The sequence below is a fragment of the Mucilaginibacter aquaedulcis genome, from assembly GCF_030409325.1.
GTDB lineage: Bacteria > Bacteroidota > Bacteroidia > Sphingobacteriales > Sphingobacteriaceae > Mucilaginibacter > Mucilaginibacter aquaedulcis.
In genome coordinates this window covers 343,869-359,386 of sequence record NZ_JAUFPR010000004.1, presented here as the reverse complement: position 1 = coordinate 359,386, position 15,518 = coordinate 343,869, and the positions used below count along the sequence as shown (strand labels likewise).

14 protein-coding genes are annotated in these 15,518 nt (G+C 43.0%); 12 read left to right on the top strand and 2 right to left on the bottom strand.

What is annotated here, in order from left to right; genetic code table 11:
* The first annotated feature begins 28 nt into the window (after window positions 1–28).
* The 12 genes from QWZ01_RS19800 (at window position 29) to QWZ01_RS19745 (ending at window position 13,484) form a co-directional block, all read left to right on the top strand.
* Complete coding sequence (locus tag QWZ01_RS19800; protein ID WP_290326352.1) at window positions 29–871, top strand: isoaspartyl peptidase/L-asparaginase; 843 nt, start codon at window positions 29–31, stop codon at window positions 869–871.
* Between the two features lie 147 nt (window positions 872–1,018).
* Window positions 1,019–1,642 carry a tetratricopeptide repeat protein gene (locus QWZ01_RS19795; RefSeq protein ID WP_290326350.1) on the top strand — a complete coding sequence of 208 codons (624 nt, stop codon included), beginning with the start codon at window positions 1,019–1,021 and terminating at the stop codon, window positions 1,640–1,642.
* A 186-nt stretch (window positions 1,643–1,828) separates the two neighbouring features.
* Complete coding sequence (locus QWZ01_RS19790) at window positions 1,829–3,961, top strand: carboxy terminal-processing peptidase (protein WP_290326349.1); 2,133 nt, start codon at window positions 1,829–1,831, stop codon at window positions 3,959–3,961.
* A 183-nt stretch (window positions 3,962–4,144) separates the two neighbouring features.
* The gene (locus QWZ01_RS19785) at window positions 4,145–5,275 is read left to right on the top strand and encodes a ligase-associated DNA damage response exonuclease (protein ID WP_290326347.1); all 1,131 of its coding nucleotides are present in this window, start codon (window positions 4,145–4,147) and stop codon (window positions 5,273–5,275) included.
* Window positions 5,272–6,888, top strand: coding sequence for an ATP-dependent DNA ligase (locus tag QWZ01_RS19780; protein ID WP_290326345.1), 1,617 nt, complete (start codon window positions 5,272–5,274; stop codon window positions 6,886–6,888). The genes QWZ01_RS19785 and QWZ01_RS19780 overlap by 4 nt, the downstream gene beginning before the upstream one ends.
* A gap of 68 nt (window positions 6,889–6,956) precedes the next feature.
* Window positions 6,957–7,418: a MaoC family dehydratase gene (locus QWZ01_RS19775; RefSeq protein WP_290326343.1), complete on the top strand. Its 462-nt coding sequence runs from the start codon at window positions 6,957–6,959 to the stop codon at window positions 7,416–7,418.
* Between the two features lie 173 nt (window positions 7,419–7,591).
* Window positions 7,592–8,602, top strand: a complete 1,011-nt coding sequence (locus QWZ01_RS19770) for an LLM class flavin-dependent oxidoreductase (RefSeq protein WP_290326341.1) — start codon at window positions 7,592–7,594, stop codon at window positions 8,600–8,602.
* Window positions 8,603–8,770: 168 nt separating this feature from the next.
* Complete coding sequence (locus QWZ01_RS19765; protein WP_290326339.1) at window positions 8,771–9,505, top strand: acyl-CoA desaturase; 735 nt, start codon at window positions 8,771–8,773, stop codon at window positions 9,503–9,505.
* A gap of 234 nt (window positions 9,506–9,739) precedes the next feature.
* Window positions 9,740–10,996, top strand: coding sequence for a pyridoxal phosphate-dependent aminotransferase (locus tag QWZ01_RS19760; RefSeq protein ID WP_290326337.1), 1,257 nt, complete (start codon window positions 9,740–9,742; stop codon window positions 10,994–10,996).
* A gap of 153 nt (window positions 10,997–11,149) precedes the next feature.
* Window positions 11,150–11,734 (top strand): DUF4142 domain-containing protein, encoded by a 585-nt coding sequence (locus tag QWZ01_RS19755; protein ID WP_290326335.1) that lies wholly within the window; start codon window positions 11,150–11,152, stop codon window positions 11,732–11,734.
* Window positions 11,735–11,934: 200 nt separating this feature from the next.
* Window positions 11,935–12,954 (top strand): Gfo/Idh/MocA family protein, encoded by a 1,020-nt coding sequence (locus QWZ01_RS19750; protein ID WP_290326333.1) that lies wholly within the window; start codon window positions 11,935–11,937, stop codon window positions 12,952–12,954.
* A 20-nt stretch (window positions 12,955–12,974) separates the two neighbouring features.
* A complete protein-coding gene (locus QWZ01_RS19745; protein WP_290326331.1) occupies window positions 12,975–13,484 on the top strand; it encodes a TlpA family protein disulfide reductase in 510 nt (169 codons plus the stop codon).
* An 85-nt stretch (window positions 13,485–13,569) separates the two neighbouring features.
* Here the strand turns inward: QWZ01_RS19745 and QWZ01_RS19740 are convergent, their stop codons facing one another.
* Together QWZ01_RS19740 and QWZ01_RS19735 are read right to left on the bottom strand one after the other, a co-directional pair.
* Window positions 13,570–14,541 carry a transglutaminase family protein gene (locus QWZ01_RS19740; RefSeq protein ID WP_290326329.1) on the bottom strand — a complete coding sequence of 324 codons (972 nt, stop codon included), beginning with the start codon at window positions 14,539–14,541 and terminating at the stop codon, window positions 13,570–13,572.
* Between the two features lie 9 nt (window positions 14,542–14,550).
* The gene (locus tag QWZ01_RS19735) at window positions 14,551–15,486 is read right to left on the bottom strand and encodes an alpha-E domain-containing protein (protein WP_290326327.1); all 936 of its coding nucleotides are present in this window, start codon (window positions 15,484–15,486) and stop codon (window positions 14,551–14,553) included.
* Between the last annotated feature and the right edge of the window lie 32 nt (window positions 15,487–15,518).

The following is a 15,518-nucleotide window of genomic DNA, read 5'->3' as shown; positions in this document are numbered from 1 at the left end:
TTTTTGGATCAACCTAACTCTATTCAAAATGAAGATCATTATACATGGCGGTTTCTTTAGCGAATCGCAAACCAACCAGGAAATAAAACAAGCCAAACAACATGCTTTAGCAGAAATAGTACAGGCAAGTTATAAATATCTGCAAACGCATAACGCTTTAGAAACAGTGGTGTATGCTGTACGTATGCTGGAAGATTGCGAATTGTTTAATGCCGGCACCGGCTCGCAGATACAGAGCGATGGCAAGATCAGGCTGAGCGCTTCACTGATGGATGGTAAAACTCAACGGTTTTCGGGTGTTATTAACATTGAGGATGTGAAAAATCCCATTTGCATAGCCGAAAAGCTGATGGCATATGATGATCGTGTTTTAAGCGGCCAGGGAGCCCGCGATTTTGCTACTAACAATGGCGTTGCCTACTTTAATCCGGAAACGCCACAACGCCGCCATGAGTATGAGCAAAAACTGAGTGATTCTATCAGACTGGGCACTGTTGGCTGCGTAGCGCTCGACATTTACGGCGATCTGGCGGCAGCCACTTCAACCGGAGGCAAGGGCTTTGAAATACCCGGCCGCGTGAGTGATTCGGCTACCACAGCGGGTAACTACGCTAACCCGCATGCGGCTGTTTCTTGCACAGGTGTTGGGGAAGATATTGTGAGCGGCTCTGTAGCATCAAAAATTGTGACCCGCATTACCGATGGCCTCAGCATAGCCAAGGCTACTGATAAAACATTGGATGAGTTAAAGCCATTTAACGGCTTTGCCGGGGCAATTGGAATATCAGCCGACGGTCATATTTATTACGCCGATACGCATCCATACATGGTATGGGCCCTCCACGATGGCGAAATGGAAGTTTTTGAATAAATTAAAATAATTAATTATAACATTAGGTTGGGTTGCTTCGTTAAAGTGGCTGGTTAAGCTTAACCGTACGTAAAGTATTGTTTAGCTGCATTATATTATTATATTTGTTTACTGATTAATTTATTTAAGCCCAGTTAAAAAGATTAAATGAGATTTATTTTACTTGTAATCTTATGTTCGCTTAGTCTCTCTGTGTCTGCACAGTGGTATAAGTATAATCCATTCAGAAAGCATGAGCGTTTTCCGCAGCTTGCCGTATTGAATGATAATTCCATCAAAAAATTACCCGTTTCCCAAATTTCAAAAACCAGGATCACCAATGCTACTATTGTGCGTACGCCTTATGCGCTTTTGCTTATGGAGGAGTCTGTAATAAAAACGGCTCAGCACAATATGCGTTTCAGGGTATACAATTCAGCCAGTTACAATTTCAGTGATCTGGCGCAGATGTATGTGAAGCAAAACCGCCTTTCGGAAGCCAAGTGGTTCCTGTTGCAAAGTTTACAGATCTCGCGCCAGCAAAATGATAAAAGGCATACCATTACCAATCTGATCAATCTGGCGGCTGTAAAAACCGGTTATGGCGACTTCCCACAGGCCAAACAAGACCTTATTGAAGCGCGTGCAATAGCCAATTCGCTCGGCCTTACCATGGATGTAGCCGCTGTTGACAGGCAAATGCGCTATCTTGAAGAGAATAAAACCAAGTTGAAAACAGAAGTTCGCTACGCGGAAACGACTGATACAGACGCTCAACCAGTCATAAAATAACTTTTTTATGTAACATTAGCGTAAAATGCTAATGGTTATATACTACAAGCAAAACATTATCGTATTATTGTTATTGTAATTAAGAGACAGCATCAACTGTCTCTTTTTATTTACATTCACGATTCAGATATTTAGGAACAAGTATTGATGTTTTATATAAATCCCGATTTAACAACAGTGAAAGATATGTTTAAGAAAGTATATTTAGTATTGGTTTTGGCCGCCGCCCTTGCTTGCAAGGCATCGCCGTCAAAACCTGTAAAAGTTCCTGGTTCAACAGATCTGCAGCCCGATGAGCAACAAAGCGTTGTTTGTAAGCAGGTGGCATCATTAATATCAAATTATAATTACAAAAAGGTTGATCTGAACGATTCTGTATCAGCAATTATTTTTGACCGTTATATTAAAGCCCTTGATGAAAATCACAGCTATTTTTTAGCATCTGATGTTAAAAGCTTTGAAAAATATAAAACCGTTTTAGATGACGATTTAAAAAGTGGCAACCTGAATGATGCTTTTTACATATTTAACGTTTTTCAAAAAAGGTACCTTGAGCATGTAAATTACTCGTTGGCCCAGCTTAACAATAACTTTGATTTCAATAAAAAGGAAACCTTTGTTTATGACCGCGATAAGCTGCCGTGGCCTGCAACCCAGGCAGAAATGGATGCCATGTGGACTCAGCGTGTAAAATATGATCTGCTAAACCTGAAGCTGGCCAACAATGATATGGCTAAAAACAAGGAAACACTGAAAAAGCGTTACCAGAATTTAATATCACAGGCCAATAAGCTATCTAACCAGGATGTTTTCCAATATTTCATGGATGCCTTTACAGAGGCTATAGATCCGCATACCAACTACTTTAACCCATCAAACGCGGCCAATTTCAACATCGAGATGTCGCGCCAGGTAGAAGGTATTGGTGCATCGCTGCTTTCTGAAAACGAATATGTGACCATTAAAACAGTGGTTGCGGGTGGCCCGGCTGATAAAAGCCATCAGATTAATATAGACGACCGTATTGTAGCCGTTGCTCAGGGTAAAACCGGCGAGTTCCAGAACATTGTTGGCTGGAGGGTTGATAATGCTATTGCCATTATACGTGGTACAAAAGGAACCACCGTAAAACTGGAAATATTGCCGGCTGGTGCCAGCGCCGGCAGCAAGCCAAAAGTTGTGGAGATGGTTCGTGAAAAGATCATTTTAAAAGATCAGTCGGCTAAAAAAGAGATCCGCACTTACAACAGCAATGGCAAAACAGTTAAAATTGGTGTAATAGCTATACCCGCGTTTTATATCGACTTTAATGATTACAAAGCAGGTAACCCTAACTATAAAAGCACCACGCACGACGTTAAGCTGATACTGGATACCCTGAAACGTGAAAACGTTGATGGTGTGATCATTGATCTGCGCGAAAATGGTGGCGGTTCATTAATGGAAGCTATTGAATTAACCGGCTTATTTATTAAAACAGGTCCGGTGGTTCAGGTTCGTGATACTAAAGACCAGATCGAGGAAGATAAAGACGATGATCCGGCAGTAGCTTATTCAGGTCCGCTGGGGATCCTGGTTGACCGTTTCAGTGCTTCGGCCTCTGAAATTTTCTCAGGCGCTATCCAGGATTACGGCCGCGGCCTTATCATGGGTACGCAAACCTATGGTAAAGGCTCTGTTCAAAGCGCTATTGATCTTGACCGTGTGTTAGGTTCACCGTTAAAAGATAAAATTAACCAGCTTGCAGGTGGTGGTAATAAAAAAGTATCAACCGGCAGCCAAAATACTTATGGCCAGCTTAACTTAACCATCGCAAAGTTTTACCGTATCAGTGGTAACTCAACACAGCATAAAGGTGTAACACCGGATATTTCTTTCCCATCATTAATTCCTTTGGATAAATATGGTGAAGATACTGAGCCATCTGCTATGCCTTTTGATATCATCGCCAAAACTGATTACACCAAAACCGGCGATTTTACAGGTGTTTTACCACAGCTTAAAAAGCTGCATGATCAGCGTATGACCACCAGCGACAGCTACAAATACATGCTGGAAGATATTGCCGATTTTAAAAAGCATGATGCTGAAGACAGCGTATCGCTTAATGAGTCGGATCTGAAAAAACAGCGTGACTCAGACGAGAAACAATCGTTGGAGAGAAACAACCTGCGCCGTGTGGCCTTAGGTTTACCGGCCCTTAAAAAAGGACAGGCAAAACCTAAAAACGAAGACCTTGACTTTGTAAAACGCGAAGCAGGCCAGGTCATGACCGACTATATTAGCCTGGAGCCAAAGCTAACGAGCGTAAAACCGTAAGCCCCCCAGCCCCCTAAAGGGGGAGCTTTTGATTAACATATTTAAGCCCGGCTCTTTTAGAGCCGGGCTTTTTTATAACCATTATCATTGAGGAATTAAGGCATTAAATGTTGCAATTCAAAAAGCTCTCCCTTTAGGGGACAGGGGACAAACCAATTTGCCTTTCAGCGGTTTAACTATTACATGGCTAAAAAACCGCTACTTGAATTTACCGACATAGGAATTTACTGTGCCCGGGGCAAGTTTTATATCGACCCCTGGAAACCGGTTCATGACGCGGTAATTACCCATGCCCATGCCGATCATGCCTATTGGGGGCATAAGCATTACCTGGCACATCACCTCTCGAAAGAAATACTGCTTTACCGGCTCGGAGAAATTCAGTTACAAACCGTGGAGTATGGCGAAACCGTGATGAAAAACGGAGTGGCTATTTCCTTGTATCCGGCTGGTCATGTTATCGGCTCTGCGCAGATCAGGGTAGAATACCAGGGCGAGGTTTGGGTGGTATCTGGTGATTATAAGGTAGAGGATGATGGTATATCAACCCCGTTTGAGCCGGTGCGATGTCACCATTTTATTTCTGAATGTACGTTTGGTATGCCGGTTTATACCTGGAAACCGCAGGTGCAGATATTTGAGGATGTAAATAACTGGTGGCGGACTAATTTACACAACGGTGTAGCTACGGTGCTGGTGGGTTACTCCTTAGGCAAATCGCAGCGGATACTGCAGAACCTTGATCTGTTTAATGGTAAGGTGTATACTCATGGTGTTATTGAAAACACGAATGAGGCCTTGCGCCGTAACGGGGTATTGCTAAACCCAACGGAACGCATTACCCAGGATTCTGTAAAGGAGGAAGTAAGGAAAGGGATCATTTTAGCACCTCCATCATCAGTCGGCACGCCATGGATGCGGAAGTTTCAGCCTTATAGCTTTGGCTATTGCTCGGGCTGGATGGCTATTCGCGGGGCCAAGCGCCGCCGTGCTGCCGATCGTGGCTTTGTACTATCGGATCATGCCGATTGGAACGGCCTCATCAGCGCCATTGATGCTACGGGCTGCGAAAGTGTTTATTTAACGCATGGTTATACTGCTACGTTCTCCAGATATCTTAGTGAAATTGGTTTCGATGCGCATGAGGTGCATACGTTGTATGGTGGTGAAGAGGAAGACGAGGCCCCCTCTAAATCTCCCCCGGAAGGGCAAACTTCTAATTTATCTGAGAAGGAAAATAATAACGATACTCTTAAAGTTTCCTCCTTTGGGGAAGATTTAGAGGGAGCTAACGCTGGAGGCAATGCTATATGAAAGCATTCGCCCAACTCTTTCTCTCTTTGGATGAAACCAATAAAACCAATGAAAAGGTTAAAGTATTAAAGGAGTATTTTACGGCAGTACCTGATACTGATAAGATGCACATGCTGGCACTGTTTACCGGCCGGAGGCCAAAGCGACAGATCAACTCAACCTTGGTGCGCAACTGGGCAGTTGAGGCGTCAAACATACCCGCCTGGCTGTTTGAGGAGAGTTACCATGTTGTGGGCGATCTGGCCGAAACTATGGCCCTGCTCATGCCCGAAAGCCCCAACAGCAGCAGCAAAACCCTTACCGAGTGGATAGAAGAGATCAACGATCTGAATGATAAAACTGAGGCCGACAAAAAACTGTGGCTTCAGCAGTCATGGGCCATGCTGGATAGCCAGGAACGCTTTGTATTTAACAAGCTACTTACCGGAAGTTTCAGGGTAGGAGTATCTCAAAACCTGGTGATTAAGGCGCTGGCCGACATCTCGGGTTTGGAGCCTGCCGTACTTACGCATCGTATCATGGGGAGCTGGATGCCCGAAACTTACCAATATACACAACTGATAGAAGAGCAAGATGCAGCCGAGAACATATCGCGGCCATATCCTTTTTTCCTTGCCTATCCCATCCAGGAAACATCTGAAAAGCAAAAAACGCCCGAAGAAGTGGGTATTGCCTTGGGCGAAGCCGCCGAATGGCAGGCTGAATGGAAATGGGATGGTATACGCGCCCAGCTCATCAAACGCTGTGGCGAAATATTTATATGGAGCAGGGGAGAGGACCTGGCAACCGAAAAGTTCCCAGAACTGCACCCTTTCTTAAATGCTCTGCCCGATGGTACTGTGATAGACGGCGAGATACTCAGTTTTCAAAATGGCTTGCCCATGCCTTTTAATGTGCTGCAAACGCGTATTGGCAGAAAAAATCTGAGTAGAAGGATACTGGAAGAAAGCCCTGTGGCATTGATTGCTTACGATTGTTTGGAGTTTGGGGGTGAAGATATCCGTTACAAAACACAGGCGGAGAGGCGGGTATTATTAGAAAATCTTCAATCGACTACCCCCTTTCCGGAAATATTCCGGATCTCGGCGCTAATAACATTTAACACCTGGGATGAATTAGGGAGCCTCAGGGAGCAATCGCGCGCTATGATAGCCGAAGGCATCATGCTGAAACGCAAAAGCGCGACATACCAGGTAGGCCGCCGCAGAGGCGATTGGTGGAAATGGAAGATTGATCCGCTATCGGTTGACGCGGTAATGATATACGCGCAAAAGGGTCACGGCCGCCGCGCCGATCTTTACACCGACTACACTTTTGCCGTATGGGATGGTGATAAACTGGTACCTTTCGCCAAAGCCTATTCGGGCTTAACAGATGCGGAAATAAATAAGGTTGATTACTTTATCAAACGTAATACCTTAGAAAAATTCGGTCCAGTGCGCACCGTGAAACCCGAGCTTGTATTTGAAATTGGTTTTGAAGGAATCAATAAATCAACCCGGCATAAATCGGGCATCGCGCTTCGTTTTCCGCGTATATTGCGCTGGCGGCACGATAAACCTAAAGAGGAAGCAGATACACTTGAAAGCCTGAAGGCGCTGTTGGGTGAGTAATAAATTAATATTAGTTCAAGAATTAATTTTATTACTTTGCCGGCTAAAAGCTATAAATAGTATATCAGATGATCATTATCAATAACTATAACGAGTTTGAGGCGCAATTAGGTAAAGAGTTAGGCGTATCGGAATGGCATACCATAACCCAGGAGCAAATCAATAAATTTGCTGATGCCACGCTTGACCATCAGTGGATTCACACTGATCCTGAAAAGGCTAAAACCGAAAGCCCGTTTAAAACAACCATAGCTCATGGTTATTTAACACTCTCGCTGATACCCTATTTGTGGAAACAGATTGCAGATATCCGAAACCTGAAAATGGAGATCAATTACGGTATCGAAAACCTGCGCTTTGCGCAGCCGGTACTGGTTAATGATAAAGTAAGGCTAAAAGTTAAACTATCAAACCTGATCAATTTGCGCGGTGTTACCAAAACCACCATGAGCATTGAACTTGAAATTGAAGGCCAAAAAAAACCTGCCTTTGCCGGGGATGTGGTTTTTCTTTATCATTTTATTGATTGAGAGCCCCATCCAACCCTCCCCCTGAAGGGTAGGTAGGGTTTAAAAAAGGAAATAGATTTTAAAAAGTCTCCCCTTCAGGGGAGATTTAGAGGGGCCTATATAATCCCAATGCCATAAAGCGCTTGACATAACTCAAGCAGCAACCCTATCATTACATTTGTGTTTATACCACTATGAGCACAAAAAAGATCAGGTTGAGTGTACTTGACCAGTCGCCGATACGAAAGGGATCAACTGCCGAGCAGGCCGTTAAAGAAACCATTGAGCTGGCAAAATACACCGAACAGTTAGGTTATACCCGTTATTGGGTTTCTGAACATCATAACACGGGCATTTTAGCTGGCTCAACGCCCGAGGTGCTCATCGCTCACCTGGCGGGGCAAACACAACGCATGCGTATTGGCTCGGGTGGTATCATGATGCCCAATCACAGCACCCTAAAAGTTGCCGAAAACTTCAGAATGCTGGAGGCCCTGTTTCCCGGGCGTATTGATCTGGGTATGGGCCGCGCTCCGGGAACCGATCGTATTACGGCTTCTATATTAAACCCCTCAAATCAATTCAGGGAGGATGATTTTGTGGAGCAGCTTACCGATCTGAATAATTATTTTCATGATACTTATGAACCGGGCACTATCAATGCCCGGATAAGGGCTATACCCCAGGTAAAAACCGTACCCGATAAATGGCTGCTGAGCTCAAGCGGGCAAAGCGGATTGTTTGCCGCTCATTTTGGTATGGGTTTTTCTTTTGCGCATTTTATAAATCCGGTTGGCGGCCCGCTTAATGTTAGGCTTTATCGCGAACGTTTTATGCCATCTGATGATCTGGCTGATCCGCAGGTTAACGTGGCTATATTTGTATTTTGCTCGGAGGATGAAGAAAAAATAAAACAGCACCAGGCCGTGATGGATCATCGCTTTTTACAGTTTGAAAAGGGCGGGCCTATTGTGCCCTTAAGCTATGCCGATGTGAAAGACAAGGTTTATACGCCATCTGACCTGGAGCGCATCCGGCAAAACCGTTACCGGGTAATTACAGGTACCCCATCGCAAATTAAGCTGAAACTAACCTGGCTGGCCGATGATTATGATGTGGATGAGATCATGGCGGTAACCATTACTGAAGATTTTAATGACCGGCTGGAATCATATAAACTGTTGGCGCAGCAATTTGATTTGTAGTATCGTCTGAAAATATACTTTTCAAAAAAAGTCATTCTTAAACATAGAATGGCTTTTTTTTGCGTTAAATAGATATGCTTTCTGAAGTAACGAAACTTTATTTGGGTTTTAATCGTATCTTTGGAAAGATTATAAATAACATATTCATATTCTAATTAATTCAATTCAGTGGTAATTATCATATTCTTTGTAGCGCACTGGTTTTTGTCGCTATTTTTCCAAACGTTCTTTCTGCACAGGTATGCCTCACACAAAATGTTTACTACCAATAAGTTTTATGAGGGCACGTTTTACCTGCTTACCTACATATGCCAGGGCTCATCGTTCCTGAACCCGAGGGCTTATGCCATTATGCACCGTGAACACCATGCCTATAGCGATACCGAGAAAGATCCGCATTCACCACACTTTTTTAAGGATGTTTTTCAGATGATGATCTACACAGCTAAAAGCTATAGGTTACATGTTAAAAAATTAAAAGAACCCGAAGAGCGTTTTAAAGGCAATATCCCTGAATGGCGCACGGTTGATTATATAGGTTCATCAATGGTATCACGTATATCATTCGGTATATTATACATTGCTTTTTACGTAGTGTTTGCTACACAATGGTGGATGTATCTGCTTATCCCTATCCACTTTTTAATGGGCCCAATTCATGGTGCTATTGTTAACTGGTGCGGTCATAAATACGGTTATTCAAACTTTGACAATGGCGATAAATCAAAAAATACTACCCCGTTTGATTTTTTAATGCTGGGCGAATTGTTCCAGAATAATCACCACAAACACCCTAACAGGGCCAACTTTGGCGCCAAATGGTTTGAAATTGATCCGGTTTACCCAGTAATGAAACTGATGCACTGGATGCGCATCATCAAACTGCGTAAAGCGTATTTGTAGGACTTTTTTGGACTGTTGGACTATGTGACGATAGGACTTTAGGACAATAGACAAAGGAGTTTTTAAAATATTTGAAAGCGAATCCGGTAACGGATTCGCTTTTGTTTTTTATGCCGCTCTCAATCCCAAAGTCACGTAGTCCCACAATCCTACAGTCCCTAAATCCAAAAGTCCCAAACTCTAACAGTCTTTTATCCAATTACCTTATATTTGCCGCTCATAAAATATATTGATATGAGTATTTCTGTATTAGCTCAAAATTTGAGCGGCTCTGAAATTATTAAGATAGCCGGTGAGGTTAACGAACTGAAAAGGCAGGGACAAAACATTGCCAACTTAACCATTGGCGATTTTGACTCTAATATTTATCCAATCCCCGAGGGATTAAAGGCCGGTATTGTTGATGCATATAATCACAACCATACCAATTATCCGCCAGCTGATGGTATGTTGAACCTGAGGGAAAGCGTATCTAAGTTTTTAAAGAAAAGCTTTAATCTTGATTATTCATCAAACCAGATACTGATCTCGGGCGGCTCACGTCCATTGATATATTCTACCTTTTTAGCGGTGGTTAATCCAGGCGAAAAAGTAGTTTTCCCGGCACCATCATGGAACAATAATCACTACTCTGACCTTTTAGGTGCAGAGCCTGTGATGATACAAACCACTGCCGAAAATAACTTTATGCCTACGGCAGATGAGATACGGCCGCATTTAAAGGGAGCGGCATTGCTGGCTTTATGCTCACCGCTAAACCCTACGGGCACTATGTTTAATAAAAAGGACCTGGAAGAGATCTGCGACCTGGTTATCGCCGAAAATAAAACTCGCCAAGCCGGCGAAAAGCCATTGTATTTACTGTACGATCAAATCTATTCACAACTTACCTTTGGCGATTTCAAACATTATGACCCGGTTACGTTACGTCCGGAGCTTAAGGATTATACCATATTTATTGATGGCGCTTCAAAATGCTTCGCGTCAACAGGCGTAAGGGTAGGCTGGGGTTTTGGTCCTGCAAACATCATTGATAATATGAAAGCTATTGTTGGCCATATGGGTGCATGGTCGCCTAAGGCCGAGCAGGTAGCCATGGCCAGTTTTATAATGGATGATGTTGCGGTTGATACTTTCCTGAGCGAGTTTAAAAGTAGGATTCAGGATAGTTTAACAGCCCTGCACGAAGGTTTCCAATCATTAAAGGCCGAAGGCTTTAAGGTAGATTCTATTGTGCCAATGGGTGCTATTTACCTCACCCTTAAAATAGACTACTCAGGCAAAACCGCACCTGATGGAACGGTTTTAAAAGATTCTGCAGATATTAATTTCTACCTCATCAGAGAGGCGGGAGTGGCTTTGGTGCCGTTCTCCGCATTTGGTACCGGTGATGATGTGAACTGGTTCCGTGCTTCGGTTGGTGCAAGTACATTGCAGGATATACAGCAGCTAATTCCCCGGGTTAGGGAAGCGCTTTTGAAGCTTAAATAACAACTCATTCATAGTTTTGCTAAAAAAGCCGGTTATGTTTAACATAACCGGCTTTTTATTTATAAGAAATACTCATGTTTTATTTCACAAATAAGAAAATGAAACTTATTACGGTAAAATATGTTTCTTATAAAAACAATATAAACACGCACTATGAAAAAGTTAAGTTTAATAATGATGTTAGCGTTATCTGCCCTGATGTTCCAGGCATGTAATAACGCGGCTAAAACCGACAGTAAGGAAAGTGCCGACAGTTCAAACGCGGTTAAAGACACCACTACAACCGGTGCAACAGGCATAGCGGTTGACGCAGGCGATGCTAAATTTGCTACTGATGCTGCCAATGGAGGCCTTACAGAGGTTGCTGCAGGTAAAATTGCTCAACAGAAAGCAATCAATCAAAAGGTTAAAGATTTTGCCGCCATGATGGTAAAGGATCATAGCAAAGCGAATGACGAACTGATGGCTATTGCCAAAACTAAAAATATTACTTTGCCTGCCGCTCCAAGCGAAGATAAACAGAAAGAATTGACCGATCTGTCTGGAAAATCAACCAGCGATTTTGATAAAGCCTATGTTGATGCCATGGTAGATGGGCATAAGAAAACAATAGCCCTGTTTGAGGATGCTTCAAAAAACTGTAAGGATGCCGAATTAAAGGCTTTTGCAACAAATACACTGCCTACCATAAAAGGTCACCTGGCCGAAATTGAAGCCATTAAAAAAGGCATGAAATAATATTTTATTATCGGTTTTAAAAAAGAAAAAGGGAGATGCTGCATCTCCCTTTTTCTTTTTTAAAACTATTGTATTAGCCCGTATAAAACGATATTTTAGACCGGGCCGAAATATCATACGGCAACTCGTTAATCTATCAGCAAATATTATAACAAAAACACTTGTGGGCTCTTGGCTCATGAAAGGTAAAAGATTAAGTTATGTCATCAAAACCTATAGTAACTGGCCTTATGGCCTACGGAATGTCGGGCAGGATATTTCATGCGCCTTTTTTAACTACTAACCCGGGCTTTACCTTCAAGGCAGTGGTTGAACGTCATGAAAAAAAGGCGGGTAAAAAATATCCGGATGTAATCAGCTATAATTCTACAGATGAATTACTGAACGATGCGGAGATCGAACTGATCATCGTGAACACACCTAATAATACCCACTTTGATTATGCCGTGCAGGCACTCAACGCGGGTAAACATGTGCTTATTGAAAAGCCTGCTGCGGTAACATCTGCAGAAGCGAAAACGCTGTTTGATCTGGGTAAAAAGCTTGATCTGAAGGTGATGATCTACCAAAACCGCAGATACGACAGTGGTTTCCTGTCTGTAAAGGATGTTGTTGAAAGCGGCAGGCTTGGCGAGCTGATAGAGGTACATTTCAGGCTTGACAGGTACAGAATGCCGATAGGACCAAAAGTATTTAAGGAAACAAAAGACACACCGGGCAACGGCCTTACTTACGACCTTGGAGCACACCTGGTGGATAATGCCATCTATTTATTTGGCGAGCCACTCAGTTTTGTTAAAACTACAGGCGCTTACAGGCCTGGATCGCAGGTTGATGATTATTTTAATATTCACCTTAAATACCCTAATCAGCTGAATGTGTACCTTACATCAGGCTTGCTGATTGCCGAGCATCTGCCTGGCTTTGTAATTCACGGAACACTGGGTAGCTTTGTTAAGCTGCGTACCGATGTACAGGAAGCCCAGCTTGATGCCGGAATGATGCCAACCGATGAAGGTTTTGGTATTGAACCGGCAGGCAGCGAAGGTAAACTGGTACTTATGGGAGCTGATAATCAGAAAACGGTTGAATGGGTGCCGTCAGATAAGGGTAATTATAACGGTATATTTGATGCTGTTTATCATACAGTGCGGGAAAATGCGTTATTCCCTGTAACTGAAGAACACGTAGCCTGGCAGCTGGAAGTGCTGGAAAGCTAAGAGTACTTAATTATGCTAAAATGAAATACTATATCAATACGATGAAAAAAATATATTTATTGCTTTGTTTGCTCATTGCAGCGGGATGTACCGAGGCTCAAACCCTTGGCGCTAACAGTGGTATCCCTCCTTACCATATATTAACTACCGATAGTGCCTATGTAACCCCGGCCAATCTTAAAAAGAACAAGCCGGTAATGATCATTTACTTTGCACCCGATTGCGGCCATTGCCAACATTTGATGAGCGATCTTAAACCGCAGTTAAAAAACCTGCAGGATGTACAGATAGTAATGATCACATTTGTTACTCAACTTAAGGCTATCCAGGTTTTTCAGCATGATTATGATTTGGCCAAATATCATAACATTACCATTGGTACAGAAGGTTATACTTACCTGGTGCAAAGGTATTACCAGATAAAAAATACACCGTTTATTGCCATTTATGACAAAACGGGCAAAATATCAAAAACCTACGATAAAGTACCAACAATACCGGTACTGGTAGCTGCCGCTAAAAAAGCCTAATTTTTAAATGTGCGGATGTGTAGATTACAGATGTGTTAGATAAGAGAATCTTAAATCATCTGTAATCTACACATCTGCACATCAATTACTGTTGCTGCTGCTGTTGTTGTTGAATGATTTCCATATAGCGTTGGTAGCTGTTTTTAGGATACTCGGTTACGGGTTGCAACGGAGACGGCTCATGTACAACTTTATCATCGTAGCTAAACGTGTTTTCATCATCAACCGTAACAGAAACCTCCAGTTTGTGGCCCGATGATCCCTTATACACACCTTTTACCGGCGAACAATCAGGGAAATTCCTGCCTACTGCTAAACGCACATGCGTTTCATTGGCTATGCAGTTATTGGTAGGATCTATCCCCAGCCATCCATAATCAGGAATATAAGCTTCGGCCCAGGCGTGGGTAGCTCCCTCGCCACGCATAGAACTGCTGTGCGTGCATATATAGCCGCTAACGTAACGAGCTGGTATTTTTAACAATCGCAGCATCACCATTAAAATATGGGCAAAATCCTGGCAAACACCGGCCTTTAATTTCCAAACCTCATCAAGCGTGGTTTCAACGGTGGTAACACCTTTTATGTATTCAAAATTCTGATATACATAATTGCAAAAACGCAAAGCTATCTGGTAGGGAGTATCGTCTTTTAACCGTTCTTTTTCTACAATAACCTGTAATTCGGGCAAGCCCTCAAAGTACTCCTGTTTTAAAAAGTCGATGTAAGGCACCATGTATTGCAGGCGCTTCAGATCTTCCCATTGTTGTTCGGGGAAAATATCGTTTACCGGTAATGGCCGCTGGCGTGTAATAACATCCACCTTTGAATTGATAAGCAACATGGAGTGCTGATCGCTGTAGGTGAAACTGCCAACCTCATTGCCGTAATAATCAATATGGGTATCAACCACAGGGTTACCGGTGATGTGCAGCTCCTGCTTTATTACATCCTGGTACTCATCCTTTATCGGGAAAAGGATGATCTGGTTGGCACTGTCGCGCACCAGGCCCTCATAGGTATATTTGGTGATGTGTTGTATTTTAAATTCAGGCATAATTTCAAATTATGAGTTTGCAAAATAATACTCGTTCAATGAGTTACCCACGCCATACAGTTCGTTCCTGATCTGGGTAAGAAACACGTGAAGGCCTTCCTGCCGGATACTGCGTACCGAGCTGTATTTGATACGGCTTTGTAAACGCCCAATCTGGAACGACATTTCCCGGTAAGTATCAACATTAGAGTCGTTCTTTAACCTGTCGAAATAGCGCTGTATATTATTTACCGAATAAATAACCGAACGCGGAAAGTCATTGTTCAAAACTACCTGTTCAAGGATGTTTTCGGCCTCAAAACCTTCACGATAGGTTTTCAGGTAAAGCTCGTACCCACCTAAGGAAAGCAGCAAGTGTTTCCAGTAGGTTGTATCCGTCAGCAGGTCGGGGTTATCACTTACCGAACTGAATTTGGTATCCAGGATATCAACCGACTGTATGGCCCTTTCCAGGTACTTACCAATGTTCATAAAGCTACGCCCCTCGCCCCGTTCCATTGTTATTTCAACAGTGCCATAGTAAAGCATTACCTGTTTTATTAAAATATCCAAGATGCCTATCGGGTCTTCACGCTGCAATGAGCGTTCAATACGCGGATCTTTTACAGTATGGTAGTACTCGTTCAGGCATTGCCATAAATCTTTGGTGATGTGCTCCTGTACGCCCCGGGCATTTTCGCGCGCCAGGGTAATGATGTTTAATATGGAATTAGGGTTGTTTTTACCCGTTACCATATATTTTAAAACCGACCGGCTATCGTTCTGTAATTTATCAGCCTCGGCCTGCTCGGCTCCCGCAAATATCCTGATCACGGGTTCCCACGTAAATTCCTGCACGGTATCCTGCGATGAGGCATAGTTTATCTTGAGCATCCTCAGCATACCATCGCTGCGCTCAATATAACGGCTTAACCAATAAAAACTTGCTGCTACCCTGCTTAACATATTAGGCCCCCTAACCCCCTAAAAGGGGAATT